The sequence below is a fragment of the Flavobacterium sp. NRK F7 genome, from assembly GCF_024054195.1.
Taxonomy (GTDB): Bacteria; Bacteroidota; Bacteroidia; order Flavobacteriales; family Flavobacteriaceae; genus Flavobacterium.
The window spans coordinates 3,294,489-3,319,812 of record NZ_JAMXLB010000001.1 but is presented as its reverse complement, the minus strand read 5'-3'; the positions used below and the strand labels follow the sequence as shown (position 1 = coordinate 3,319,812).

Genomic DNA, 25,324 nt, shown 5'->3' with positions numbered 1-25,324 from the left:
GAGAACTATTCCAATGCCTGTTTCAAATCGGAAAGTAAATCATCGATATGTTCAATTCCTATTGAAAGGCGAATTAAATTTTCTGGGCTAATTGGATTGGTACCTTCAACGCTTCTTCGATGTTCTACTAAACTTTCCACACCTCCTAAAGAGGTAGCATGTTTAAAAAGGTGTAATTTATTGGTAAACGCTAAGGCATTTCTTTGATTTCCTTTGACCAAAATAGAAACTATAGTTCCAAAACCATTTTGCATTTGTTTTTTGGCAATATGATGGTTTTCATGTGTAGGTAAGCCTGGAAAAAACACTTTCTCAATAGACGGATGTTTAATCAAGAAATTTGCAATTGCAGTAGCATTTTCAGACTGCACTTTAAAACGCAAAGGAAATGTTGCCAAACTTCGATTGAGTAACCAGCAATCAAATGGTGAAGGAACTGCACCTGCCATTTTTTGATAGTTGCGTATACTTTGACTCAATTCGTCTTCTTTGTTAGTTAATACAACACCTCCTAAAATATCGGAATGACCGCTAAAAAATTTAGTGGAGGAATACATGACGTAGTCAATACCAATTTGAATTGTTTTTTGAGATAAAGGTGTTGCAAAAGTATTATCGCAAACGGTTAGTATATTCTTCTTCTTAGCAATTGAAATGACAGCTTCTAAATCGGTTATTTTTAATTGTGGATTTGATGGCGTTTCAATCCAAATTAATTTCGTGTTGGGTTGTATCGCTTTTTCGACATGTGAAGCTTCGGTCATATCAATCCTATTTGCAGTTACATTCCAACGTTTAAAAAAAGTATCCAATAATTGACGGGTTCCATGATAGCAATCATCAGGAATAATAATATGACAATTGGGCTCTAATAAGGTGTCAAATAAGGCATTTATTGCGGCCATACCTGAAGCAAACGCAATGGTAGTTTTTGCGCCTTCAATTTGAGCTATTTTTTGTTCAACAGCAATTCGGTTAGGATTTTCGGCACGAGTATAAATATATTCTCCTGTGGTTCCGTCTTCATTGCGTTCAAAAGTGGTCGAAAGATGTATCGGTTGAATAATGTCTTTATTCTTTCCTTTGGTTTCACCAGCATGAACAGCTAATGTTTGAATGTGCTGTTTTTTCATAGGTATTAAATAAATTAAAAATTACTGAAAAATACCTAAAAACAAATGAATTTCAAAAAATAAGCTTATTCTTTATTGGATAAAGCCTCTTTTTTTGTATCATAAATGTGTTTTCTAAGAATTTTTCCATATTTCGATGCGGCAACTTCTCTGCTCATGTGCTTAGCGATAGTATCTAAATAAGCCACATTGATGTCGGGAATTTCTGTTAATGCAAGATAGGGAGCAATTTCATATTCTCCATGAGTACTTGCAAAATTAGCGGTATAGCGGTATTTTCTTTTAACTAATCTGCCAAAAGCCTCTTCTATACTATCTGCTCTTTGTTGGTTGAAATTAGTACTGTTCTCAATTCTCTTTTCAATGATGGCTAAATTTTCATCGTTAAATTTAGATTTGAAACTATTAAACTCATCAAAAAGTTCTTGATTTTTTGATCCAGTAATTTTAGCACCTGCATAGAACTCTTTTAGAGAAGTCTCTATATTCATTTCACCTGGTTCAGCAAAAAACACTAAATTATTATCAATGGAATTGGTTTGACCTCTGTCTAAAAACAAATAGAATACTTCTGGATTTTTTAATGGAATAGTGGTCTCGAAGTGAGAATTTCCTTTAATTATAATGCTATCCACTGCAACCAAAGTGGTATCTTCAAATTTTTTAATATATAATTTACCTTGACTTAATCCTTTTACATTTCCTGTTAAGTGTAAATTTTCTTTTGGAGCCTCATTATCATTACAAGCGATTAAACTTACTAATGCAAATCCAAGAAGTAGTCCTTTTTTCATTTTTTTAATTTTCATTTTTTTATTATTGAGGAGCAACGTGTTCCATTAAAAAAGTACAAATAATTGCTCCATATGTACCGATAATATATCCAAAAATTGCTAGAAGAACCCCTACACTAGCTAAGGAAGGATGAAAAGCAGAAGCTACAACAGGTGCAGAAGCTGCACCACCAACATTTGCTTGACTACCAACCGCTATAAAAAAATAGGGTGCTTTTATTAATTTTGCGACCGCAAAGATGATAATAAAATGAATTATCATCCAAATAATTCCTACAAGAATTAATCCTGGATTATCAAATACTGAAGTTAAATTCATTTTCATTCCAATTGATGCTACTAAAATATATATAAAAATACTTCCGATTTTGCTAGCACCAGCTCCTTCATAAGTTTTTAATTTTGTATAGGAAAGTATAATTCCTAAAATTGTAGCAATAGTTATCATCCAAAAGAAAGTTCCACCAAAAGTTGAAGCAAAACTTTTAGGGTCATTCACTGCTTCGAAAGTTTGTGTGCAAAAATTGGATATGATTTGGGAACCCCAATGAGATATTCCAACTGATGTAAATGCAATAGCTAAAATAACCATATAGTCGGTTAAAGAAGGATTTCTCTTTACACTTTCTTGATAATTGGATACTTTATCTTGCAGTTTTTGAATGGATGAATTATCGGCTTTTAACCACTTGTTTATAGCTTCTTTTTTACCAATACCAAATAATAAAAATGCCATTCCAATATTAGCTACTACAATATCAACTAAGACCATTGCTCCATATTTAGATTGATTAAATTTAAAAATCTCTAACATAGCAGCCTGATTTGCACCACCACCTATCCAACTACCAGCAATTGTTGATAATCCTCTCCAAACGGCATCAAAATCATTACCGCCAACTGTTTCTGGTGAGAAAATTGAAATTATTAAAATTGCGATAGGGCCTCCTAAAATGATTCCTATTGTGCCTGCTAAGAAAACTATAATTGATTTAAATCCTAGATTCATAAGTGCTTTTAAATCAATGCTCAATGTCATTAAAACTAGAGCTGCGGGTAATAAATAGCGACTAGCTATGTGGTAAATTTGAGAAGATTTTTTAATTTCTTCTCCATTTGCTGAAATTTCTGTCCATTCAGGAGCAATAATATTCATTGAACTTAGAATAGCAGGAAGTAAATAGCACATTAAAAGTGCAGGAACAATTTTATAGAATTTTTTCCAATTGCCTTCTTCTTTTGAAGAGGTATAAAAAACGAAACCTAAGAGTAACATTAGTAGACCAAAAACAATTGTATCATCTGTAAAATAGGGAGGGTTTTGCATCTTTATATAATTTGGTTGCAAAATAATAAAAAAAATCCTCAAAATAGAGACTACTTTGAGGATTGATTTTTTATATAAAAAGATTAGCCTTTTAACCAAGCTTCTCTAACTGCTTTTTTAGAGTCATCTGTAGCCTGATATCCTTGACGTTTTTCTTTTGGCATGACAATAGTTCCTTTGATTTCTTGTTCAGCACCGTCTCTTTTAATTTTCATTGTAATTGATTCTCCATCTTTCCAACCCATACTTCCTATAACTAAGTCATAAATATTATCTAAGTTATAATTGGTTCCATTTACAGCTAAAATTTTATCACCTCCTTTTAATCCTAAATTGGTCATGAAAGCATTTAATTCTACACTTGGAATAATCATGATTTCTTTTGTGGATTGATCGATTGTTATATATGGAATTTGACCGCCTTTTAAGAAAGGATTTCCTTCTACCTCAATTTCAGCAGGAGTTACTCCCATTTTTGCAAAATAATCATCATATGAAATTGGAGTTTCGCCAGCTACATATTTATTTAAGAATTCACCAACAGCTGGGTAGGTAAATTTAGTAATAGTGCCAAATAATTCTTCGTCTTTAAATGCTTTTTTCGTTCCGAACTCATTTGATAAATCCTGCATTAAATTAAGTATCCCTTTTTGACCATTACTGTTTTCTCTAATTAAAATGTCAACACACATTGCAATTAAAGCTCCTTTTTGGTATACATTAATATATTGATCTTTATAAGGCTCTTTTAAAACGTTTTTACTCATTTTAGTAAAACTCATTTTATCATTCAATCTTTTAGATTGTTGAATTTTATCAGACATTCTTTCGTAAAATTCAGTTTCATCAATCAAACCTTGGTTTACTTGGAATAAATTAGCAAAATATTCCGTAACTCCTTCATACATCCATAAATGTTCTGACATTTGAGGGTCATTAAAATCGAAATATTGTATTTCGTTAGAATGAACGGTTAATGGTGTTACAATATGGAAGAATTCATGAGAAACAATGTCTTTCAGTTGCTCTCTTAATTGTTCTAATTCCATTCTTTCTGGCATAACTACTGTTGTAGAAGTAGGATGTTCTAAAGCACCAAAACCTTTAGCGTCATTTTCCATTGTAGAAAGGTACAATAAAATGGCATATTTTTTAGTGGCATTGAATTTGCCTAAAAATTTCTTTTGCGCAGTCATCATCGCTTCCATGTTAGGCGTGATGTCTTTTGCAGTATATTTTCCTGTTGGTGAATAAACACTAATGATAATTTCCATATCATCAACCATAAAAGTGGTGATGTCAGGTTTAGAGTACATTAATGGCATTTCCACTAAAGTTGCATATTTTGAACTTTGAAAAACGTCTTTGCTTTTTGAAGCATCTAAATCAACCATAGCAGAAACTCCTAAAAGACTTTCTGGATGTGTAATGGTTAAAGTATAAGGAGTTTCTGTTTTTCCTTCAAAGTATCCTACAAAACCGTGTGTATTCAACATGAAATTTTCACCTGCCTTAATATTGGTTCCAGCTGGAGAAAACACATCTTCACTTTGTCCAAATCCTCCGCCACCTTCTGTATCAAAAGAATCATTAACGAGATACGTTACTTTTGCTAATTTTTTAGCTTCCTCAATTTTATAAGAGTTTTTATCTAATTTGGTAACTCTCAATCCGTTTCCTGAAGCATCTACAGCTTTAAAATCTTCAATGAATCTACCATAATCATCTTCTGAATAGGTTCCAGGAACAGTTTTTGGTATGAAAAAAGTTGTACTTTCTGATGTAAAGTTAGGTGCATCAATGGATACCATTACTTTATCATCTTTTACGTTTACTAGGTCGATAGCAACATTAACTTCGTCTTTTTTTGAAGATGTAGCGCCTGGTTTACAACTCCAAACAAAACTTGCTACTGCAAGCGTTAAAATTATTTTTTTCATTTAAATCGTTATTGATATTTTCATTTGACGTTAAAACAGTACAAATGTTACAATTTTTAATAAAAAAAGCTCTTCATTTAGGAAGAGCTTAACAATTTTTAATCAAATTTATTTTTAAAGTAGTATTTACTGTCTAAATCATCATCTTCAAGTGGATCAAATTTTAAGGGTTTTGGTTTGGGTTTGTTTGAAACAGCTTTCTTTTTCCAAATTTCAAAGTTATCTTTCGATAATTTTTTTCTCATTAATTCTGTAACTTCATTTTCTGAAATTCCAAATTCTTCTTTTAAGACTTCAAAAGGTTTTTTCTCCTCTTGAGCCATGGTTACAACTCTTTCAAGTGTTTCGTTGTCCAATTCTGAAATCTTTCTTTTTTTCATCAGATGAAAAATTAATCTGTAAATGTATTAGTGTTATTTAGTTCAATATTACTAAAAAAAACGGTAAAAAAAATATATTCTTTCATTTTTAAAAATTTGTTAATATAAATATAGGTTTCTTGGTTTTTTTTAAAAAATATTTAAATAATTGTTCTAAATGTTAAATTTATTCTGCTTCTCTTTGGACTTGATGCTTTTGGTAATTGATGTTTATAATAAATTTGACTACCTTCTTTCATTACTAAAAGGCTTCCATTTGTGAGAATGATATTTTGTTTTATTTCTTTTTTTTCAATGTGTTTTAGTTGAAAAACGCGATCTTCACCTAAACTCAAAGAAGCAATACTTGGATTTCTACCTAATTCTTTTTCATTATCTGAATGCCATCCATTGCTATCATTTTCGTTACGATATAAATTTAGAAGTACGGTTGTAAATGACAATTGCGTGTGTTCTTCTATTTCATTTTTTAAAAACATTAAGGTTGGATTCCATGGATGAGGTTGCATCACAATATTAGAATAGGAATACGGTTTGCCTTCATTTCCATATAAAGCAGTCAACCTCGGTTGCAAATGGTTTTTTCCGTAAATAGTTATAGTGTCTTGTTTCCAAGGGGTTTCATCTAACAATTTTCGAAATATTAAAGTAGCTTTTTCTGGTGTAAGGAAATTGGGATAATACTCAAAAATGGCATCCGGTAAATCTAAAATGATTTTTTCATTTGGGAATAAATCTAACATACTCTAAAAATACTATTTTTTCTGGTTTAAAAAAAATGATTTTAATTTTAGGTATAACAATAGGCCCAATAAATCAGAAGAAGTTGAAGCGGAAGTCTTAGCAAACGAACCCACTTTGGGAGACCTAAAGCTGCTTTATCGTTCTGATACATATAAAGATTAGCAGGGAAAATTGCAAGTAATAAAAGTATAATTCCCCAGGCTCCGTAAAAAGAAGTGGTTGGAATACAAACTAAAATTCCCAAAACAATTTCTGCCCAGCCACTTATTTGATTGATACGTTTAGGATTTTTAAAAAAGGGAGGAATTATTTTAATGTATAATTTAGGGTTTCTAAAATGATTGATACCTGCTAAAATATATACAAGCCCCATTAGATATTGATGCCAAGGTAAGGTCATGTTTTTATTTTGTAAGGTATAAAAAAATAAAGAATTATTTCGTTTTCTTGAAATTTATATTCATAATTACAATAGCTGCTATAATTAAGAGAATCCCAAGCCACTGTGTTAATACTACTTCTTCGTTTAAAAGGAAAAAAGCCATAGAAACAGAAACGGGTAATTCTAAAGAAGAAACAATACTTCCTAAACCTAATCCCGTTTTTGGAAAACCACTATTCATTAATACTGGTGGAATGATAGTGCCGAATAAAGCTAAAAGTATTCCATATTTCCCAAAGATTTCCAAATTGAAAGCGTCTGTTTGCGTGTAGAGAGCAAAGAATAATACGATAATTGCTCCTCCAAAAAGCATGTATAAACTTCTTTGAACCGACGAAACTCCTAAGGCTATTTTATTAGCAGTAAACATTGTTGTAGTAAAGGATGCGGCAGCTAAAATTCCCCACATGAATCCGGTCCAATTAAATTCGATTTTACTAAATAATAAATTGGTTGCTAAAACGGTACCTATTAATACCACAAAAACAGCAAGTATTTTTTGTTTAGAAGGTGCTTTTTTATCTAAAAACCATTCGGCAAGTACACCCATCCAAACGGTTTGCATTAATAATACAATGGCAATAGATACATTTATATGTTTTACACATAAATAATAGAAAATACTGGTAGCTCCCAAAGAAGTTCCAGCAAGCATTAAATTTTTTATATTTTTTGGTGTAGCTTTTACAACAGATTCTTTTTTTGTTGCTTTTTGGTATAAATTTATGATAAGCATTCCTAAAATACCATATATAAATTGAGCCGAGATTACTTCAGCAGTAGTGAACTTTTCAGTACTTTGATACGCTAGTTTAACAATAGTGGCCAGCATTCCATAACTTGTTGCTCCTAAGCCTACTAGAAAAACACCTTTTATAATTTCATTCTTTGACATATCCTTCATTTTTTAGGGGGCGCAAATATAAGCAAAGAATTAATGTTTTAACCAAAGAATTAAAATATTCCTTTTAATGATTGATTTTGTATGCCAATTGTTTTTGGATTGAAATCCAATTGGTTTTCTAAAATAGAAGCATATACACTTCTAAAATCAATGGCATACTTTAAATCTCCATGATCTAAATCGGTTAAATTAGGATTATGTCCAATGCAATTTCCTTGGTTACTTCCACCAATAATGAAAACAGGTGCAGCAGTACCATGATCTGTACCTTTGCCATTGTCTTGAACTCTTCTTCCAAATTCTGAAAAAATTACAATTGTGGTAAAAGGCAATAAATTAGCTTGTTTTAAATCGGTATATAAAGCAAATACAGCATTATTTAATTCCGATAATTTATTGGAATGTACGGCTAACTGATTGTCGTGCGTATCAAATCCATTTAATGAAGTATAATATATTTTTGAATTCAAATTTCCTTTAATAAGTTTTCCAATCCATTCTAGATTTTTACCTAATCCTGTTTTTGGATAGTTCATTTCTGTTTTAGCTTTAGATAGGGCTTTTTGTATTTCATCTGAGCCATCAATAACCGAATTGGCAATTTTTCTAACAAAGTCTAATTGCGGATTATTGGATAATGTAATTCCTTCTTCTGAATTGTTTTTTATTTTAAATCGGTTAGGGTCTTTAACTGTTACACTATTAGGTTCAATTCCTTTTAGGGCTAAATTATCAATAGCATCTAAATTGATGCCTCCAGTGGGATGATGCTCTTTGTAATGAAAATCGAGATAGCGTCCTAACCATCCCTCGTTTTTGTATTCATTTGTACTTGATGCCGTTTGCCAAATCTCCTGACTTCTAAAATGAGAACGATTCGGCTCTGGATATCCTACATTTTGAATTACAGTTAAATCACCTGCGTCTTGAATTGTAGCAAACCCTTTTAGAGAGGGATGAAACGCCATACCTTTGTTTTTACCAATAAGTTGGTCTTTTGGTAAACTTATATTAGGACGTAATTCATAATACAATGGATTGTCGTATGGAACAAAAGTATTTAATCCATCATTACCACCATTTAATTGTATGAAAAGAACACTCTTTTCTTGCAATGAAAATGAATTATAATCTGTAAAAGCATGAAGAAAATTAGGTAGTAAAAGAGAGCCACCTGTATAGGTTCCTGTTAGTTTGAAAAATTTTCTACGATCCATAATTGTAAGGTTTAGATGAGTTGAAATTCAGGAAGTTTAGTGATGTATGCAAATAATCGTAAGACAGCAGTTTGTGCATTTTCACTTTTTGGATTAAAATCATATTTTAAAATAGTTTCCATATCTTTTTGAATGGGTTCTTCTACTAAAAAAAGCAATCTATTAGAGAGCTCTTGAATAATCGTTAGATGATTACCGTTAGTATTAAAAATGAGGTTTGGTTTTCTCTTGTCATTACTCAATTCCTCCAAATTCATTTCTACATTTTTATTTTTTCTACCAAGAATATTTTGACCATTGATTAAAAAATCAACTGCGTTGTTACGTTGTAAATAAATTTGTGAAGTAAGCCAATGATTGCCACCAATCCAACCTTTTACATTAGGTTGGTTGAATAATTCCATACCTTGTTGTTTTAAAAAGGGAATTATAATAGTAGGAGGCATTTCTATTTGAAGTTCTTCCAAAAGTTGAAAGGCAAAAACAAGCGGATCTTTAATTTTAGAACCAGCATTATTTTTTTCGTATTCTTCAGTAAAAATTTTAATTAGAAAAGGCTGCATTTCATAATCGACCTGTCTGAAATAATCACCATAATAGTGTATGATTTCTTCCGAAGGATTGTCATAAATGAACCATTTTAGCAGTTTTTCAGTTAAGAAATAAGAAGTTTGTTTTTGTTCAAAGATAATGTCAATCAGGTCATTGGCTTTGAATTTTCCTGTTTTGCCTAAATATGTAATTTCATCATTATCTTGTAAACGCGCTCTATAAATAGCTTTTTCTTCTCCTAAACTTAAGCCTGCTAATGCTTTAGCTCCATTTTTAATATCTTGTTCGGTGTAGTTTCCAATACCGATAGTAAATAATTCTAACAATTCTCGACTCAAGTTCTCATTTAAATTGCCTTTGCGGTTGTCGATATTGTCCAAATAACGTACCATAGCATTGGTATGAATTACTCTTTTAGTAAGTTCTCTAAAATTTCCAAATGCATTTTCCCTTAGAATCATATTGTGTTGGTAAACCCAATAATTGACCTTCACTTTTTGAATGGATGCTACATAATGATTGTGCCAAAAGCAAGTCATTTTTTCTCGTAAAGGAAACTTTTCATTTTTCATTTTGTTTAGCCACCAAATTCTTAGCTGATTTGCATCTTTAATTTGGCTTTTTAAAAGTTTCTTTTGCTCTTCAGAAGTTGCATTTTTTATTTTTTCTCTTGCATCTTTTAATTCCGCAAGTGTCTTTGGACTGTTTTTTAGACAATCGGGCAAAGAAGTGTCAATTTTTGTTTCAAATGATAGCTCCAAAAATTTCTTAATGCCTACTTTTTCTATAGAAAAACTTTGTTTGTTAGAAAAGCCTAACCGTAAAGACCAAATGGATGCTGTTTTCATAATTAAAAGTGTTACTATTTTTAGATAAAATTTAACACAAAAGGTTTAAATTAAATTTTAAATTCCCTTTCTAATACAATTCAATGAAAAACATAATTCTAATTTTTTCTTTATTACTATTCAGTTGTAATGAGAATAAGGTTAATAAGGACCTGAATAAGCCTAGAGAATATAAAAAAGATTATAGTGCTTTTCATAAGGAAGCTAGAGAATATATAAAAAAAAATAATTTTAATACCGATTATTATTATTTGATTGATCTGAGTCTTCATTCTGGTAGAAACCGTTTTTATATTTATGATTTTAAAAATCAAAAGATTATAGATCAAAATTTAGTTACTCATGGCAGTTGTGATCAGTTTGAAGAAAATTCTGAAAAATGGCAAAAAGTAAAGTTTGATGTGAGGAATAATAGTCATTGTTCCATGAAAGGGAAATATAAAATAGGTAAAAGAGACACGAGTTCTTGGGGAATTAAAATAAAATATTGGATACATGGTTTAGAAGATACAAATTCTACTGCAGTCGATAGAGTAGTCGTTTTACATTCATGGAATGCTGTTAAAAACAACGAGATATACCCAAAGTATAGTCCGTTAAGTTGGGGTTGTCCAGCTGTGTCAAATGCCTTTATGGAGAAGTTAGATAAGCAACTTCAGAATACACAAAAGCCTGTTTTATTGTGGATTATATAAAAAAAAATTTTTTTATATGTTTTTTTTGCTACTTTTATCGACCCAATACTGCTTAAATGTCTAACCCTTTGAAAGTTAATAAAAGAGAAAAAGAGATTCTTTTATTGCTTAATGAAGCACATCAAATTAGAATCCATAATCTTCCGAAGAGTATTTCGATGACTCTTTTTGCTCTTGAGTCTAGTGCTCAATTGGGCAGTAAATCTTTATTGGCTAAATGTTACAGTCAATTGGGATTGTATTATATGATTATCGGAGAGATGGATAAAGCGGAGTATTTTTCCAAATTAGCTTTAACACTTTACACCGAATTAAAAGACGAAAGAGGTATAGCTGATGCAAAATATAGTCTTGCTGGCGTGTATTACAAAACAAACTTGTATCATTTGGGTTTGGTTTCTTTTACCGATGCTTTAAAAATATATCAAAAAAATGACGATTATTACAATCAATCACGTACCGAGAAATCTTTAGGAACTATTTATGGTTATATTGGGGATCAACATGCGGCTTTAAAATCATACTACAGTGCGGTAAAAAATGCTAGAAAAGTAAATGATTTTAACTTAGAATCTAATGTTTATAATAATATATCGGGAATACTGGCTAAGAATGGTAAATTAAAATTTGCAATGGCATTTATTAATAAGTCGATTGCACAAAAGGAATTGACTAATGATATAAGAGGAATGGCTTATGCTTTGTATGGTAAAGGAAAAGTATTCTTTTATTTAAAAGACTATGACAAAGCAGAAGAGTATTATTTTAAGGGTTTAGAGATTCACAATCAAATGGGGGAAAATACAGGTAAAGCGATGACCTATACGAAACTAGGGGAACTGTATTATACGAAAAATGATTTAGAGTTAGCTTTAGATACCGCTTTTGTAGGTTTAGAAATTGCAACTTCCTTAAAGCTAGCCATGTCTACTATTAAATTAAAAAAACTAATTTATCATATTTATAAAGCTAAAAATGAGCCTGCATTAGCTTTAGATTATTTTGAGCGTTATCAAAAAGAAAAAGAATCTGTAATTAATGCACAAACTTTAAAAGTAATTGAGAATTATGAATTGATTTCTAAAATGGAAGTTTTAAAGAATGAGGCAAAACTTCATAAAGAGAAACAATTGCTTTTAGAGAAAAAAAATCTTGATGAAGCAAAAGCAATAAAAATGCGTCAGGACTTTTTATCGATTATGAGTCATGAAATTAGAACGCCTTTAAATGCAATTACCTCCATTGTAGAATTGTTAAAAGATGAGGTTAATCCTGAAGGAAAAGAATTGTTAGGGAGTTTAAAATTCGCATCTTCAAATTTGATTAAAATTGTAAATGATGTTTTAGATTTTACCAAACTGGATTCTAATAAGTCGAAACTTGAAATGGCGCCTTCAGCTTTGGCTATATTAGCGAAGAATATTGTAAGTGTTTATGAAAAACAAGCACATGAAAAAGGATTGTACCTTACGCTAAATTGCGATTTATCTAAAGAAATGATATATAATTTAGATGAGACTAAAATCACACAAGTTTTAAATAATTTAATCAGTAATGCTATAAAATTTACAGATAAAGGGGGTGTTGAATTAAAAATAAAGCATGTAAAATCATCTCCTAAAAAAGATACTTTATTATTTGAAGTTGCAGATACAGGAGAAGGGATTTCGAAAGAAAATTTAGAAGAAATTTTTGAAAGTTTTTCTCAAGTTAAGCCCGTTTTAACTCGCAAACAAGGCGGAACAGGTCTTGGTTTAGCTATTGTTAAGAAAATTATAGAACTGCATAAAAGTAAAATTAAAGTTAAAAGTATTATTGGTAAAGGAACTACCTTCTTTTTTAAATTGAAATTGAAAAGAGATGAAATTATAGAAGATCAACTTGTTAATATAGTTCCTAGTGTTAGAGAGGAAATTTTAAAAGATAAGAAAGTCTTAATTGTGGAAGACACAGCCATCAATGCTGTTCTGCTTCAAAAATTACTTTCTAGATGGGATATTATCTCTGAGCATGTTGATAATGGTGAAAAAGCTTTAAAAAAAGTGAAAGAACAGTTTTACGATTTTATTTTAATGGACATTCATATGCCAGAAATGAATGGAATAGAGGTTACCCGATTGATAAGAACAACTGAAAATTTAAATACAAGTACTCCTATTTTAGCGCTTACGGCTGATACAATGGTAACTTCTGAAACGCATGAGACAAATTATTTTAGTGGTTTTTTATGGAAACCTTTTGAAGTAGAAAAGCTAAAAGAGGTTTTAGAAAAGGTCTTCATTTAATATTTGTCATTCAAATCGCTTAAATGTAAGCGTAAAGCTTTAACAGAAATACTAATTTCCCAAAATGAAAGCCCTAATGAAATTAGTAGACATAATAAAGATAGTCCAAACAAGTAAATACCTGTCAGTTGATGCCCTAAGAATAAAAGCAACATGGCAAATACAGATAAAAACAAGCACATTACTCCAAATAGTTGCATATAACGTATCAATGTTAATCTTAAATTTAAATTTTTAATTTCTAGTAAGATTAATTTGCTTTCTTCTTCATCATATGACTTTTTTAAACTTCTAATAATTTGAGCAATGGTTAAAAAACGATTGGTATAGGCTAAAAGAATTAAGGAAGTTGCTGAAAAAAGTAAGGCAGGTGTTTCTATCGAAAGAGTCATAACATTTGATTTGTGAAATATCAAAGTTCGGTATTTTTTGGAGAAACTAAAAAAAATCGCTAATCAAATTGAGATGATTAGCGATTTTATACAATTATCTTCGAGCTCTTTTTTTAGTTCGAACCACTGTTGTTTTTCCTCTTTTGTTTTTATGAACTACAGTTGTACCTCTTCTTGTATGAACCACTACAGTAGATCGGCTCCTTCTAGGAGTGTACACTTTTCTAGCCACAACAACTCGTCTCGTAGGTGTTCTTGTATAATACACTCTGTGAGGTGTTGTTTTGGTGTAAAAAACGGCATGTCGATACGGTTTCCAAGGTTTCCACCATTTTGGATAAACCCTCCATCTATAAGGAGATTTCCAAACTACATAACCAGGTGTGTAGAGGTAACGAACGCTAGGCCAAAACCAAACGTTTACGACAACTGCAACGGTTTCAATGTCAAATGAATTTGGACCATGCCCCATTTTAGTAGCTTTTTCTTCAATATCTATAGGTTCTACAATGGTATTCGCAGCATATAAATCTTCATCTCCTTCGATTTGAAGTAGGGCTTCTTCATTACCTGTCTTTTCTATGCCAATGGTAGCAATATCTTGTTTTTCTGTTTCATTTAAATACGTGCTTAAAACAAGTACATGAGTGTCGTTTTCCTGAATGGCATTTACTACAATATAATCGATTTCACCATCTCCATTTAAATCTAAATTAGTAACGTTATTTTGCTCTTCATTTAATAATTTTTCGAATTCTTCTATATTTGAAGCTTTTTTAAATAAAGCTAATGCTCCTTCTAAACTAAAATTATCTCCTGTGTTTTCAGTTGTATCTGCATCTTGAGAGAAAGAAAAACTCCATGCTAATAAAATGAACAAAAAAGAAATCTTTTTCATACCGTTATCTATTAAAGTGAAACATTGTATACGATACCATTCGAATGCGTGTAGGTAGCTAAATTATCACAAGTATTATCTCCATAATCTAAAATTCCATCTAATAAAGCTCCTTGTAGGTTAAGTTGACCCTGAGAAATATAGGTGCAAGCATATTTTTTAATTAATGGTGTTACTACAGTTACCGTTAGTGAAGTTCCATTCGGTCTATTCACGGTATGAGTTCCAGATAAAACTTCATACACATTGTCCCCTAATGTTAAGGTGCCTACGCCTTCAATTTGTTGTACCGTTCTTGTTCCAGAAAAAGTAAACACACTTCCTGTAAGTGTTGTTAGTTTACCATCGGTAACAGTTCTTGACCATTTTGGAACTTCTGCGTTAGTAGTTTGGTTTTGGTATACAACTGTTCCTTCAATTTTTCTACCGTTAACATAATAGTTAGAACGAGTAATGGTCATATGACTACCAAAATTAATTAAATAATCATCGAAAGTAATTCGAATTATTCCTGAGCGTACAATGCCATTGTGTAAACAGCCAGTGCCAAAATCGACAGCGAAAGTAATAGGAAACTGTCCTAAAGTTCCGTTTTCGATACTTATGGTGGCACAAGAAGGAAAAGTTCTAGCAGATGAAACACCATTTCTGCTTGAGTAAGTATCTTGTTCTGAGGCAACATCCAAGCCTAAATCAAAATCCATTTCATTAGATACATCAATTTGAGCATTGGCTACTAATAATTCTTGATCAACAACTGCAGCTTCTGTTTCATCTTTACTACAAGATTGGAATGAAAGTCCTGCCATTACTACGATTGCTGTTAAAACAAATATTCTTTTCATAATTTATTATTTTAGTGTTTATGTATAAGATGTTTAAAAGGTAAAAAGGTTTAATTTAAATGTTAAATTTTTAACATTTGAATTTCAATAAGTGTGCCAAATTAATTTTTAAACCAATCTTCTTTTGTAATTGCATAAACAGGGTTATCTGTTATACCATTTGCAGAAGTTGTGTAACTTACAATTTTTCCTCCTAATTTTTCCATAGCTTTTTGGGAACGAAAATTGGTTTTTCCTACATGAAAATAAGCAGTTGTAATATGATTAAAAACATAATCTAACATTATTTTTTTTATCGTTTTGTTGTAGGATGTGCCCCAAAATTTCCTGTCTATAAAAGTATATCCTATGATAACACTTTTTTCATCAGGATTAAAATCATAAAAACGAGAAGAGCCAATGATATTTTTATTTTTTTGATTAATAATAGCAAAGGCACCTTTTGAATCTAACGCTTTGTCAAAAAAATCTTGAAACACTTCTTTTTGATATCGATCTGAATTAGGGTGTTGTTCCCATAATAATTTGTCTGAGGCAACTTGGTATAAATCCTCAAAATCCTCTTTTAATAATGGTCTTAAAAGAACAAGTTCGTGAGTTAAGGTTGGCTGTAAATTCATTATAGTTTTAAATTACATTTGTAAATTCTACTAAAACCATTTTCATATTTATTTATTTCTTTTAGGAACATTTCTAAATTTAAAAAAGATTTGTTAATTACTCTATTCCTTTTACTAGTAAAATAAAAGGTTTGGGTTGAGGAATCATAAAACGGACAATAATCCATGGCAGAAGAATTTATTTTGTCTCCTAATGAGGTAGCTTTTTCCCAAACACCCAGTTTGTTTTTATAGCTAATATATAAATCGCCACTTCCTAATCCATCTTCTCTTTTATAACCTGTGAAAATTAGAAAAGATTCGTCAGAAGCAATAAAGGCATTAAATTCATAACCTGGTGTGTTAACACCATCTCCTAAATTTTCAGGATTTGTAAAAGCATTATTTTCCCAGCGACTTACAAAAATATCATCCTTTCCGAGTGATTTATCATTTTCAGAAGTAAAATATAAATTCCCGTTTAAGGCAACTGACGGATAAAATTCATCTTTAGCTGTATTAATAGGTGTTCCAATGTTAATGGGTTGCGACCATTTATCTTTTACATCATTTCTTTCCACATACCAAATATCATAATCTTTACTTTTATTGGAAGTGTCATCCAAAGGTCTGTTGGAAGAAAAGTACAATCGTAAACCGTCTGTACTTAGAAAAGGTTCTATATCTCTGTGATCACTTGAAAAAGAAACTAATTCTGGAGTTGTCCATTTGTTTTTTATTTTTTTACTGCAAACAATACGTGAAATTTCCTCTGTTGAATTTTGTAGGGTAAAATATAGTTCATCCTGATTTTTAGAAATCGTAAAATCTCTACAATTGCTAAATTGTTTTAAAAAATCAAATGCAGGAACTACCGTTTCATTTTGGGAAAGAGCTTTTGTAAAAGGGAGTAAGATGAACCAAAAATATATTGTTTTCATAAATAGACTCATTTGGATTCTTTATAGGGAAATTCTAATAAAAAGGCATGGTATAAGCTGTTATGTAAAATGGTAGCATGATTTTCTTTTGGGAAAAAATGAAAATCTGATTGAATAGTTTTAGGATATTTTTTTAATTCGGAAGCCAAGTTTTTGGCATCTCTAATCATAATCTTATGTTCTTCACCAACAGCTAGAAATACATAAACCGTTTTTTGAATTTTTGACAAGTAGGTGTTGGCTTTATCCAACAAGGATTGGTCATCCCACCATAAACTCGGACTAGTAATAATATAATGCGTAAATAATTCAGGCTTTTTAAATAAAATTTCAGTTGCTAACAAACCTCCTAAAGATTGTCCTAAAAGATATTTCTTATCGGAAACCTTATAATTACTGTTTATAAAAGGCTGTATTTCTTTTTCAATAAAAGCAATAAATTTTTCAGAACCACCAGTAGTTGGGAAGTCTTTTTTTAAATCAGGGATAGTCGTAGGAAAAGTGAAGTCGTGTTTTCGATCCACATTAGCAATACCTACAACAATCGTTTTTGGCATTTGTAATTGTAAATTGAAAAATTGGACTAACCCTATTACATGAATAAAATCTTCATTAATTGAACCGTCTAAAAGATAAATTACTGGATAACTAATGGAGTCATTCTCCTGATAACCTTCTGGCAAATAAATGTTTAATGTACGTTCTTCAGAAAGAATTTGTGATTTTAAAGTTATTGTTTCACCAATTGTAAGAGGTTTTTTAGTGATTTGACAAAAACTGTTTTTAGAAAATAAAAAAACAAGTATTACAATAAAGAGTGTCTTTTTCATATTTTAAATGATAATTTATCATGTAAATATAGGAATCTTAAGTGTGTTGTGGAAGGAAGATTAAGCTTAAATTATTTGGTTTAACTTATTTTAATAATCTTCAAAAAAAGAAAAAAACCGTCTAAAAAAAGTTTTTTAGACGGTTTCATCATGCTTGATCTGTTTGTTTGTTGATACAAATTTAGATAGAAATTTTAAATTCACCTTACAACAAAATTATAGAATTTGTTAAAGTTTTTTATTTAAGATTTGTTTTGCTTTATTGTTTTACTTTATTGTTTTAATATTTGGCATTAATGGCTGCTTTATCTCCAGTAGATAAATAAGAGCGTTGTGCATTCCAAATTGAGCCATCTTTTCTCGTCATTGCTGGAATACTGGTATTATATACAACTGAACTACTCGCTCTTGAGCCATATAACATAATGGAGTTATAATCAAAGGTTCCATTAGGGGTACAGCTGGAGCATTTGTCATATTGAGAAGTCCAATTAGGTCTAATATTCGAATAGTTAACAATAATATAATTGTCTCTGTCGGGTCTTTTTTGTTCGTGAATTAATCCTACAGCATGGCCAATTTCATGAACTACATTACCTGAGCCATAATATCGAGGATCTACACTTATTATTTGTTGACCGCCTTTTCTTCCAATACTAGTACTATATGCTGAACCACTAGAGTTTTGTTGTACTAAAATATAATCTCCAGAAGAGCCAGAAATTTGAGAGAATGTAAAATTCAATTGGCTTGACCAAGTATTCATAGCGCTTGCCCATTTGTTTTTTAGATCTTGTGAAACGCCACTTGCATATTTCCAACGGACATTACGATTGGGCCAATTTCCACCGCCATAAACACCTCGATTACTTTCTTCTCCAGGAATTGAAAAATCATTTCTTTCTAATAGGACGTCAACATCATAAAGGTATTTTCCATTTTCTACTTCCAAAAGCGTAACATTTCTTCCCAGATAAACAGCATCTATTAAATTACCAGAAGTTTTGGTGTTGTAAATTTCATCAGTTACTGAATTTACATTCTCGGAAGCATCTTCTTGCTGTACCTCATTTTTGTCACATGCCAATACAGTCACCAAAAAAATGGCTAAAAGAACCATTTTTGTAAAATTAATTTTTTTCATATTTATAATTGTTTAGTTAGATTTATTATAAAAATAGATATTAAAAAATTAATTGTATTACAGTAAATTTGTATTTTTTGTTAAATGTTTAAAATTTATTTAAACAAGTTGTAAAAAACTATCTCGATTTTATATTTTTTTCACATAAACTTATTATTTCTTGAATTCTGTTTTCTCGAGTAACGGTTCTTTTGGCTTGGTTTAACCAATACAAATAACTTTTTCGATAGGTTTTACTGAAATTGGTATAATTGCTAAAAGCTGTTTCGTTTTTTTCAAAAGCCGCTTGTAAATCTAAAGGAATTTCTAAATTTTCAACAGCATCTAAACTTTCCCAGGAACCATTTTGTTTAGCGATTTCAATTTTTTTTAAGCCACTTTCATGAATTAATTCTTGAGTGAGTAATTCTTCTATATAGGATTTGTTTAATTTGCTCCATACACTTTTGTCTTTTCTAGGTGTAAAAAGTTGTTTTCTTCTATCGTCATCAATTTTTTTGACGGTAGAATCTATCCAACCATAACATATAGCTACCTTTACTGCTTCTTCCCAGCGCATACTTTCAGATTCGCTGGCTACTTTGTAAAAAATCAAGTAGACGCCTTCATATTGAGTATGGTTTTCATGAAGCCATTCGCGCCATTCCGTATCATTTTTAAAATATAAGAGTGGTTTTTCTTTCATAGGATTTTGTATCTTTACACTATTAATTAGTAGGGAATTATAATGGCTGTGCACTTCAAAAATAAGGAAGAATTTTTAAATACGATTTCACATGCTGCTGGAATTGTATTGGGAATTTTTGGATTAGTATTTTTATTATTAAAAAATAGAGGAGTAACGCATTTTAGCACGTTGAGTATTTGGATTTATGGTTTGTGTTTGATTGCTTTGTATACTGCTTCCACCGTTTATCATGCCTTAGAACATGAAGGAAGAAAGAAAAAAGCTCAAATTATGGATCATATTGGTATTTTTTTGCTCATAGCTGGAACCTATACACCAGTTTGTTTAATTACTTTAGAACAAACTACAGGTTGGCGTTTGTTTTTTATAATTTGGAGTATTGCAGGTATTGGATTGGTTATGAAATTATTTCTAACAGGTAAAGTAGAAAAGCTATCCTTATTTATGTATTTATTAATGGGATGGTTAGTAGTTGCCGAGCTAAGCCAATTGCTTAATTTGTTATCTGCTGAAGCATTAACCTACATGGCTATTGGTGGTGTTTTTTATACTTTGGGAACGATTTTTTATGCTTCAAAACGTATTCCTTACGGACATTTTATTTGGCACTTATTTGTACTTGGAGGAAGTGTGTCACACTATTTTATGATTTATAGTATTGTTTGAAAAATAAAACAATTGCATAATAACAAAAACCTGCAGATTGTACCTGCAGGTTTTTGTTTAGACTATTTAATAACTTCTTATCGAAGGGTTTCAAAACTACGTTTTACAAAAGAAGTTAATTCTTCTCCTTTTAATAAGCCTTGTGATAATTTGGCTAAATCCAATGCTTGTTTTACTAAGCCAGCTTTTACTTCTTCATTTTCAGTATTTAAAATAGAAGTCGCTAACTCAGAATTAGTATTCACCACTAAATTGTACATTTCAGGGAAATTACCCATACCAAACATACCACCGCCACCAGTCTGACTCATTTCTTTCATACGTCTCATGAATTCAGGCTGTGTAATTAAGAAAGGTGCTGATTTGCTTTCCATTGCTTCTAATTGAACACTATACTTTTCTTTAGGTACAATTGCTTCAATTACTGATTTTAAGCTTTCTTTTTCTTCATCTGATAATTTGGAAAGTTGTGCATCGTCTTTTTGAATTAATTTTTCAATAACATCACCATCAACACGAGCAAAAGTAAGATTTTCATTATCAGCTTCTAATTTTTGAATTAAGTGGGATACAATTGGACTATCCAATAACAATACTTCATACCCTTTTTCTTTCGCTGCTTCAATATAGCTATGTTGTGCTTCTTTGTTTGAAGCATATAGCACTACTAATTTTCCATCTTTATCGGTTTGAGTAGCTTTTAATTGTTCTTTCAATTCCTCTAAAGTGTAATATTTCTCATCAATTGTTGGATATAAAACAAAATCGCCTGCTTTCTCATAAAATTTTGGTTCAGAAAGCATTCCGTATTCTAATACAATTTTAATATCGTTCCATTTCGCTTCAAAATCAGCTCTATTTTCGTTGAATAAGGATTTTAATTTATCTGAAACTTTACGAGTAATATAATTAGAGATTTTCTTTACATTACCATCTGCTTGTAAATAGGATCTTGAAACATTTAAAGGAATGTCTGGTGAATCAATAACTCCTTTTAACATGGTTAAAAATTCAGGTACGATTCCATCCACATTATCCGTTACGAAAACTTGATTTTGGTACAACTGAATTTTATCTTTCTGAATTTGTAAGTCAGCTGCTAATTTTGGAAAGTAAAGAATACCCGTTAAATTAAATGGATAATCAACATTTAAATGAATGTGAAATAATGGTTCGTCAAATTGCATTGGATACAATTCACGATAGAAACTTTTATAATCTTCATCTTTTAAATCGCTAGGCTGTTTGGTCCAAGCAGGATTAGGATTGTTAATAATATTCTCTACCTCTTTATATTCCGTTTTATAATCTTCTGGAGCATCTTCAGGTTTTGGTAAGGCTTCTTGCTTTGTTCCAAAAACAATTGGAATAGGCATGAATTTGTTATATTTGGTTAGCAAGCCTTTAATTTTTCCTTCTTCTAAAAATTCTAATGAATCTTCAGCAATATGAAGGATAATTTCGGTACCTCTTTCTTTTTTATCTGTTGGAACCAAAGTAAATTCTGGACTTCCATCACACGACCAATGTGCTGCTGGTTCGTCTTTGTAGGATTTCGTAATGATTTCCACTTTTGAAGCCACCATGAATGCAGAATAAAATCCTAAACCAAAATGACCAATTACACCTGAATCTTTGGCAGTATCTTTATATTTTTCTAAAAATTCTTCTGCACCAGAAAAAGCAATTTGGTTGATGTATTTTTCCACTTCTTCTAGGGTCATTCCTAAACCTTGATCGATGATGTGTAATTTTTTACCTTCTTTATCAATCTTTACTTCAATTTTTGGATTGCCATATTCTACTTTTGCTTCTCCAATACTCGTTAAATGTTTTAGTTTTAAGGTAGCATCTGTAGCATTAGAGATTAATTCACGTAAGAAAATTTCGTGATCGCTGTATAAAAACTTTTTAATTAAAGGAAAGATGTTTTCTACTGATACATTAATTTTTCCACTTGACATATTGATATTTTTTTAATTATACATAGTAATGTCATCAAGTATTCAAAAGAAATACCAAATTTTAGAAACTGACAAATTGGCTGAATGGAAATTTTGAAAGCGAAAAATAATATTATGTAAAAAAAATAGTAGATTCTGATATACATTTGTAAAAGAAAATTTAATATAAAACAGATATGAAAAAAGTACTTATACTAATGGGTTTAATTTTATCATTAATCTCATGTAAATCAAATTCTCCTGTAGGAACCAAGTTAGATATGAAGACAGAAGTTGCATTAAAAGGAGATTGGATACTAACTCAAGTGAGTTATCCTAATTCACAATATGTAAAAATCACTTCTTTTGATTTAGTAGATTCTAATTGTTTTGTGGGTAGTAAATGGAATTTTATTTCTAACAATAATAAAGGTTCCTTTAGTTTAACGAATGATGCTTGTTCTCTATATTCATCCAATATCACTTGGTATGTGAATAAGGATGGTCGTTTTGTGATGAAAATTTTAGATGCAGAAAAAGCAAAAAGAGTTGGTACAGGTTATGTTTTAGATTTAATAAATGTAACAGAAACTACTTTTCAATTAGTAGACCATGTTGATGTTGCAGGGAAAAATACAGCAGTTACGTATCAATTTGTGAGAAATAATTAAAAAAATAAATAAGATGAAAAAATCAATAGTAATGTTAACAGCTCTTTCGATGAGTTTGTTAATGAGTTTAAATAGTTGTAATTCCGTTAAAAATTCGAATAAGACACAACGTGGTGCTGCCATAGGAGCAGTTGGTGGAGCTATCATTGGTGGTGTAATTGGGAATAATGTAGGAAAAGGTGGTAATGGCGCTCTTGGTGCAGTTATTGGTGGTGTTGTAGGTGGTGTTGCTGGTGGTGTTATTGGTAATAAAATGGATAAACAAGCAAGAGAAATTGAAACAGCACTTCCAGGAGCTGAAGTAAAAAGGGTAGGAGAAGGAATTCAATTAGTTCTAGGAGAAAATTCAGTTAATTTTGATTTCAATAAAGCAAGTTTAACACCTTTAGCGAAACAAAATTTAGATAAATTAGTTCCTGTTTTTAAAGATTATGCCGATACGGATATTACTATTTTTGGATATACTGATAGTAAAGGTGCTGATGATTATAACTTAAATTTATCACAGCAAAGAGCTAGTAGTGTCAAAAATTATCTTGTTCAGAAAGGACTTTCTTCTTCACGATTTGTAATTAAAGGTATGGGTGAAGCAGATCCAATTGCCGATAATGATACTGATGCTGGAAGAAGTAAAAACAGACGTGTGGAATTTGCAATTGTGGCAAATGAAAAAATGATACAAGACGCTCAAAAAGAAGCGCAAAATTAAAATTGCTATGAATAAAGAAAAGACTGTTGTTTAAGGCAACAGTCTTTTTTGTTTTTAATAATATTCATTAAACTTATAGATTAATCCTCCTGTAACATTATACATAATACCTGTGATAGAATTAGGGTAATTATCATAGGTATATTCTCCATCAAAACCATAATGTTGAGAAAGGTTAAAAATTACAGAAGCATCAACAGCAAAATATAATCCTTGAGTTATTTTAAGTTTTGGGGTCAACCCAATGATAGCATTTACGGTATTGTCTGAATTCCTATGTTCTGTCGATTTTATAAAAGAATAACCGCCTCCTAAATGTCCTGATAAATTAAAGGCACTGTATAGGCTTGTTGGGTCAATTAAATCAGAAATATTAGCCGTACCTTGAAGTGAAAAACGAGCAATATTAATACCAGATTCTTTATTAAAAAAAGTATTGTCGGTTCTAAATTGGTCTGAGCCAAAATCTAATTTTGCACCAAAGGATTCATTAAAATCATATAAAAGACCTCCTCCTACATGTGAAAAATTTGTGATGTTTGGTTGTAAAACACCGTTAAGGCCATAATTTACTTCTATACCAAATTGCGCATAAGAAGTTAAGGTAAATAGGTAAAAAAGAATACTAATGGAAAAAAAATTTCGTACCATTTTAAATTATAATAGGTTGTTATTTTGGGTGTCGCAAGATAGAAATTAAATTGAATGTTCCATAATACTTTTTATTAACAATGTATTGTTTTTAAACTTGGACTACATAAAAGTCAATTTATTTGTAAGTTTGTTGAAAAAAGGAATAAACAATGTTAAAAGTATCAAATATATCATTTTCTTATACAAATGAACCTTTGATAAAAAAAATGAGCTTTTCTTTGAAAGAAGGAAATTTTTTAGCCCTTATAGGAGAAAGCGGATGTGGAAAGAGTACCTTGTTACAATTAATATATGGGTTACATGATTTAGATTCTGGAATTATTTTTTGGAGAGATGAACCCATATTAGGTCCAAAGTCTAATTTAGTTCCAGGAATGCCAAAAATGAAATATTTGGCTCAAGATTTTGATCTAATGCCTTACACGACTGTTGCTGAAAATGTAGGTAAATTTTTATCTAATTTTTATCCAGAAGAAAAAAGTAATCGGATAAAGGAATTGTTAGAAGTCGTAGAGATGACTGCTTTTTCAAATACTAAAGTAAAGTTTTTAAGTGGCGGTCAAATGCAACGAGTAGCTTTGGCTAAAGTTTTAGCTCTTGAACCTGAATTGTTGTTACTTGACGAACCTTTTAGTCATATCGATAATTTTCTAAAAAACAGTTTGCGAAGAAAAATATTTGCTTATTTAAAGGAAAAGAAAATTAGTTGTATCGTAGCTACTCATGATACGCAAGATGTATTGTCATTTTGTGATGAGGTTTTAGTTATGAAAGCAGGAGAATTAGTCGATTTTGGAGAAACGCAAGAAATTTATAAATACCCTAGTTCTTTTTATGCAGCTTCTTTATTTGGTGAAGTAAATCAAATCAATTGGGAAGAAGATAGTTTATTTCTTTATGCCCATCAATTGGAAATTTCTGAAAATTCTACCTTTGAAGTGGTGGTTCAAAAAAACTATTTTAAAGGAAATTCGTATCTAATTGAATCGATTTTGGGTAACCAAACCATTTTCTTTGAAAATAAATTTGAAATAGAACCGAATACTAGAGTAGGTTTAAAAATAAAAATAGACTTGTAGTTTT

The 25,324-nt window shown here is 30.7% G+C and carries 26 protein-coding genes; 6 read left to right on the top strand and 20 right to left on the bottom strand.

What is annotated here, in order from left to right; translation table 11 throughout:
- Nucleotides 1-5: 5 nt before the first annotated feature.
- The 10 genes from NHF47_RS15100 to NHF47_RS15055 all read right to left on the bottom strand — a co-directional run bounded on the left by NHF47_RS15100 (nucleotide 6) and on the right by NHF47_RS15055 (nucleotide 10,281).
- Complete coding sequence (locus NHF47_RS15100) at nucleotides 6-1,133, bottom strand: PLP-dependent aspartate aminotransferase family protein (protein ID WP_252765718.1); 1,128 nt, start codon at nucleotides 1,131-1,133, stop codon at nucleotides 6-8.
- A 65-nt stretch (nucleotides 1,134-1,198) separates the two neighbouring features.
- A complete protein-coding gene (locus NHF47_RS15095; RefSeq protein ID WP_252765717.1) occupies nucleotides 1,199-1,942 on the bottom strand; it encodes a DUF4369 domain-containing protein in 744 nt (247 codons plus the stop codon).
- A 7-nt stretch (nucleotides 1,943-1,949) separates the two neighbouring features.
- On the bottom strand, nucleotides 1,950-3,254 hold the full coding sequence (locus NHF47_RS15090) for a DUF819 domain-containing protein (RefSeq protein WP_252765716.1): 1,305 nt from the start codon (nucleotides 3,252-3,254) through the stop codon (nucleotides 1,950-1,952).
- 83 nt (nucleotides 3,255-3,337) lie between these two features.
- Nucleotides 3,338-5,194: a peptidase M61 gene (locus tag NHF47_RS15085; RefSeq protein WP_252765715.1), complete on the bottom strand. Its 1,857-nt coding sequence runs from the start codon at nucleotides 5,192-5,194 to the stop codon at nucleotides 3,338-3,340.
- 98 nt (nucleotides 5,195-5,292) lie between these two features.
- Nucleotides 5,293-5,574, bottom strand: a complete 282-nt coding sequence (locus NHF47_RS15080; protein WP_252765714.1) for a DUF2805 domain-containing protein — start codon at nucleotides 5,572-5,574, stop codon at nucleotides 5,293-5,295.
- Between the two features lie 140 nt (nucleotides 5,575-5,714).
- Entirely contained in the window at nucleotides 5,715-6,317 is a 603-nt protein-coding gene (locus NHF47_RS15075) for an alpha-ketoglutarate-dependent dioxygenase AlkB (RefSeq protein WP_252765713.1), read from the bottom strand.
- Between the two features lie 47 nt (nucleotides 6,318-6,364).
- On the bottom strand, nucleotides 6,365-6,718 hold the full coding sequence (locus NHF47_RS15070; RefSeq protein WP_252765712.1) for a MauE/DoxX family redox-associated membrane protein: 354 nt from the start codon (nucleotides 6,716-6,718) through the stop codon (nucleotides 6,365-6,367).
- Nucleotides 6,719-6,752: 34 nt separating this feature from the next.
- Nucleotides 6,753-7,655 carry a DMT family transporter gene (locus NHF47_RS15065; protein WP_252765711.1) on the bottom strand — a complete coding sequence of 301 codons (903 nt, stop codon included), beginning with the start codon at nucleotides 7,653-7,655 and terminating at the stop codon, nucleotides 6,753-6,755.
- A 59-nt stretch (nucleotides 7,656-7,714) separates the two neighbouring features.
- Nucleotides 7,715-8,881, bottom strand: coding sequence for a DUF1501 domain-containing protein (locus NHF47_RS15060; protein WP_252765710.1), 1,167 nt, complete (start codon nucleotides 8,879-8,881; stop codon nucleotides 7,715-7,717).
- 11 nt (nucleotides 8,882-8,892) lie between these two features.
- The gene (locus NHF47_RS15055) at nucleotides 8,893-10,281 is read right to left on the bottom strand and encodes a DUF1800 domain-containing protein (RefSeq protein ID WP_252765709.1); all 1,389 of its coding nucleotides are present in this window, start codon (nucleotides 10,279-10,281) and stop codon (nucleotides 8,893-8,895) included.
- 83 nt (nucleotides 10,282-10,364) lie between these two features.
- Between NHF47_RS15055 and NHF47_RS15050 the strand changes: the two genes are divergently transcribed.
- Together NHF47_RS15050 and NHF47_RS15045 are read left to right on the top strand one after the other, a co-directional pair.
- Nucleotides 10,365-10,976 carry a murein L,D-transpeptidase catalytic domain-containing protein gene (locus NHF47_RS15050; protein WP_252765708.1) on the top strand — a complete coding sequence of 204 codons (612 nt, stop codon included), beginning with the start codon at nucleotides 10,365-10,367 and terminating at the stop codon, nucleotides 10,974-10,976.
- A gap of 56 nt (nucleotides 10,977-11,032) precedes the next feature.
- The gene (locus NHF47_RS15045; RefSeq protein WP_252765707.1) at nucleotides 11,033-13,261 is read left to right on the top strand and encodes an ATP-binding protein; all 2,229 of its coding nucleotides are present in this window, start codon (nucleotides 11,033-11,035) and stop codon (nucleotides 13,259-13,261) included.
- On the opposite strand, the gene NHF47_RS15040 is transcribed toward NHF47_RS15045, so the two are convergent.
- The 8 genes from NHF47_RS15040 to NHF47_RS15005 all read right to left on the bottom strand — a co-directional run bounded on the left by NHF47_RS15040 (nucleotide 13,258) and on the right by NHF47_RS15005 (nucleotide 19,595).
- Nucleotides 13,258-13,653: a DUF2721 domain-containing protein gene (locus NHF47_RS15040; RefSeq protein WP_140996062.1), complete on the bottom strand. Its 396-nt coding sequence runs from the start codon at nucleotides 13,651-13,653 to the stop codon at nucleotides 13,258-13,260. The two genes, NHF47_RS15045 and NHF47_RS15040, sit on opposite strands and share 4 nt — an antisense overlap.
- A gap of 94 nt (nucleotides 13,654-13,747) precedes the next feature.
- The gene (locus NHF47_RS15035; protein ID WP_252765706.1) at nucleotides 13,748-14,551 is read right to left on the bottom strand and encodes a hypothetical protein; all 804 of its coding nucleotides are present in this window, start codon (nucleotides 14,549-14,551) and stop codon (nucleotides 13,748-13,750) included.
- A gap of 11 nt (nucleotides 14,552-14,562) precedes the next feature.
- Nucleotides 14,563-15,396, bottom strand: a complete 834-nt coding sequence (locus NHF47_RS15030; protein WP_252765705.1) for a hypothetical protein — start codon at nucleotides 15,394-15,396, stop codon at nucleotides 14,563-14,565.
- 101 nt (nucleotides 15,397-15,497) lie between these two features.
- Entirely contained in the window at nucleotides 15,498-16,016 is a 519-nt protein-coding gene (locus tag NHF47_RS15025; RefSeq protein ID WP_252765704.1) for a GNAT family N-acetyltransferase, read from the bottom strand.
- Nucleotides 16,016-16,936 carry a hypothetical protein gene (locus NHF47_RS15020; protein ID WP_252765703.1) on the bottom strand — a complete coding sequence of 307 codons (921 nt, stop codon included), beginning with the start codon at nucleotides 16,934-16,936 and terminating at the stop codon, nucleotides 16,016-16,018. Before NHF47_RS15020 ends, NHF47_RS15025 begins: the two co-directional genes overlap by 1 nt.
- 8 nt (nucleotides 16,937-16,944) lie before the next feature.
- Nucleotides 16,945-17,766 (bottom strand): alpha/beta hydrolase, encoded by an 822-nt coding sequence (locus NHF47_RS15015; RefSeq protein ID WP_252765702.1) that lies wholly within the window; start codon nucleotides 17,764-17,766, stop codon nucleotides 16,945-16,947.
- Between the two features lie 280 nt (nucleotides 17,767-18,046).
- Nucleotides 18,047-18,910: a M12 family metallopeptidase gene (locus NHF47_RS15010; RefSeq protein WP_252765701.1), complete on the bottom strand. Its 864-nt coding sequence runs from the start codon at nucleotides 18,908-18,910 to the stop codon at nucleotides 18,047-18,049.
- Nucleotides 18,911-19,028: 118 nt separating this feature from the next.
- A complete protein-coding gene (locus NHF47_RS15005) occupies nucleotides 19,029-19,595 on the bottom strand; it encodes a YdeI family protein (protein WP_252765700.1) in 567 nt (188 codons plus the stop codon).
- A gap of 42 nt (nucleotides 19,596-19,637) precedes the next feature.
- Between NHF47_RS15005 and NHF47_RS15000 the strand changes: the two genes are divergently transcribed.
- A complete protein-coding gene (locus tag NHF47_RS15000) occupies nucleotides 19,638-20,264 on the top strand; it encodes a hemolysin III family protein (protein ID WP_252765699.1) in 627 nt (208 codons plus the stop codon).
- Nucleotides 20,265-20,341: 77 nt separating this feature from the next.
- Here the strand turns inward: NHF47_RS15000 and htpG are convergent, their stop codons facing one another.
- Complete coding sequence (gene htpG / locus NHF47_RS14995; protein WP_252765698.1) at nucleotides 20,342-22,228, bottom strand: molecular chaperone HtpG; 1,887 nt, start codon at nucleotides 22,226-22,228, stop codon at nucleotides 20,342-20,344.
- A gap of 176 nt (nucleotides 22,229-22,404) precedes the next feature.
- Here htpG and NHF47_RS14990 point away from each other — a divergent pair, with 176 nt between their 5' ends.
- Entirely contained in the window at nucleotides 22,405-22,878 is a 474-nt protein-coding gene (locus NHF47_RS14990; protein WP_252765697.1) for a lipocalin family protein, read from the top strand.
- Nucleotides 22,879-22,891: 13 nt separating this feature from the next.
- Nucleotides 22,892-23,587: an OmpA family protein gene (locus NHF47_RS14985; RefSeq protein WP_252765696.1), complete on the top strand. Its 696-nt coding sequence runs from the start codon at nucleotides 22,892-22,894 to the stop codon at nucleotides 23,585-23,587.
- A 54-nt stretch (nucleotides 23,588-23,641) separates the two neighbouring features.
- Here NHF47_RS14985 and NHF47_RS14980 read toward each other — a convergent pair whose 3' ends face one another.
- A complete protein-coding gene (locus NHF47_RS14980) occupies nucleotides 23,642-24,238 on the bottom strand; it encodes a hypothetical protein (protein ID WP_252765695.1) in 597 nt (198 codons plus the stop codon).
- A gap of 152 nt (nucleotides 24,239-24,390) precedes the next feature.
- Here NHF47_RS14980 and NHF47_RS14975 point away from each other — a divergent pair, with 152 nt between their 5' ends.
- Entirely contained in the window at nucleotides 24,391-25,320 is a 930-nt protein-coding gene (locus NHF47_RS14975) for an ABC transporter ATP-binding protein (protein WP_252765694.1), read from the top strand.
- Nucleotides 25,321-25,324 lie beyond the last annotated feature (4 nt).

Coding starts and splice junctions, on each gene's coding strand:
- NHF47_RS15040 (WP_140996062.1), bottom strand. CDS start 13,653: ATGACTCTTTCGATAGAAACACCTGCCTTACTTTTTTCAGCAACTTCC.
- NHF47_RS15075 (WP_252765713.1), bottom strand. CDS start 6,317: ATGTTAGATTTATTCCCAAATGAAAAAATCATTTTAGATTTACCGGAT.
- NHF47_RS15055 (WP_252765709.1), bottom strand. CDS start 10,281: ATGAAAACAGCATCCATTTGGTCTTTACGGTTAGGCTTTTCTAACAAA.
- NHF47_RS15060 (WP_252765710.1), bottom strand. CDS start 8,881: ATGGATCGTAGAAAATTTTTCAAACTAACAGGAACCTATACAGGTGGC.
- NHF47_RS15000 (WP_252765699.1), top strand. CDS start 19,638: ATGGCTGTGCACTTCAAAAATAAGGAAGAATTTTTAAATACGATTTCA.
- NHF47_RS15035 (WP_252765706.1), bottom strand. CDS start 14,551: ATGAAAAAGATTTCTTTTTTGTTCATTTTATTAGCATGGAGTTTTTCT.
- NHF47_RS14980 (WP_252765695.1), bottom strand. CDS start 24,238: ATGGTACGAAATTTTTTTTCCATTAGTATTCTTTTTTACCTATTTACC.
- NHF47_RS15010 (WP_252765701.1), bottom strand. CDS start 18,910: ATGAAAAAAATTAATTTTACAAAAATGGTTCTTTTAGCCATTTTTTTG.
- NHF47_RS15095 (WP_252765717.1), bottom strand. CDS start 1,942: ATGAAAATTAAAAAAATGAAAAAAGGACTACTTCTTGGATTTGCATTA.
- NHF47_RS15025 (WP_252765704.1), bottom strand. CDS start 16,016: ATGAATTTACAGCCAACCTTAACTCACGAACTTGTTCTTTTAAGACCA.
- NHF47_RS14975 (WP_252765694.1), top strand. CDS start 24,391: ATGTTAAAAGTATCAAATATATCATTTTCTTATACAAATGAACCTTTG.
- NHF47_RS15005 (WP_252765700.1), bottom strand. CDS start 19,595: ATGAAAGAAAAACCACTCTTATATTTTAAAAATGATACGGAATGGCGC.
- NHF47_RS15085 (WP_252765715.1), bottom strand. CDS start 5,194: ATGAAAAAAATAATTTTAACGCTTGCAGTAGCAAGTTTTGTTTGGAGT.
- NHF47_RS14985 (WP_252765696.1), top strand. CDS start 22,892: ATGAAAAAATCAATAGTAATGTTAACAGCTCTTTCGATGAGTTTGTTA.
- NHF47_RS15015 (WP_252765702.1), bottom strand. CDS start 17,766: ATGAAAAAGACACTCTTTATTGTAATACTTGTTTTTTTATTTTCTAAA.
- NHF47_RS14990 (WP_252765697.1), top strand. CDS start 22,405: ATGAAAAAAGTACTTATACTAATGGGTTTAATTTTATCATTAATCTCA.
- NHF47_RS15100 (WP_252765718.1), bottom strand. CDS start 1,133: ATGAAAAAACAGCACATTCAAACATTAGCTGTTCATGCTGGTGAAACC.
- NHF47_RS15045 (WP_252765707.1), top strand. CDS start 11,033: ATGTCTAACCCTTTGAAAGTTAATAAAAGAGAAAAAGAGATTCTTTTA.
- NHF47_RS15050 (WP_252765708.1), top strand. CDS start 10,365: ATGAAAAACATAATTCTAATTTTTTCTTTATTACTATTCAGTTGTAAT.
- NHF47_RS15090 (WP_252765716.1), bottom strand. CDS start 3,254: ATGCAAAACCCTCCCTATTTTACAGATGATACAATTGTTTTTGGTCTA.
- NHF47_RS15030 (WP_252765705.1), bottom strand. CDS start 15,396: ATGAAAAGAATATTTGTTTTAACAGCAATCGTAGTAATGGCAGGACTT.
- NHF47_RS15070 (WP_252765712.1), bottom strand. CDS start 6,718: ATGACCTTACCTTGGCATCAATATCTAATGGGGCTTGTATATATTTTA.
- NHF47_RS15080 (WP_252765714.1), bottom strand. CDS start 5,574: ATGAAAAAAAGAAAGATTTCAGAATTGGACAACGAAACACTTGAAAGA.
- htpG (WP_252765698.1), bottom strand. CDS start 22,228: ATGTCAAGTGGAAAAATTAATGTATCAGTAGAAAACATCTTTCCTTTA.
- NHF47_RS15065 (WP_252765711.1), bottom strand. CDS start 7,655: ATGTCAAAGAATGAAATTATAAAAGGTGTTTTTCTAGTAGGCTTAGGA.
- NHF47_RS15020 (WP_252765703.1), bottom strand. CDS start 16,936: ATGAAAACAATATATTTTTGGTTCATCTTACTCCCTTTTACAAAAGCT.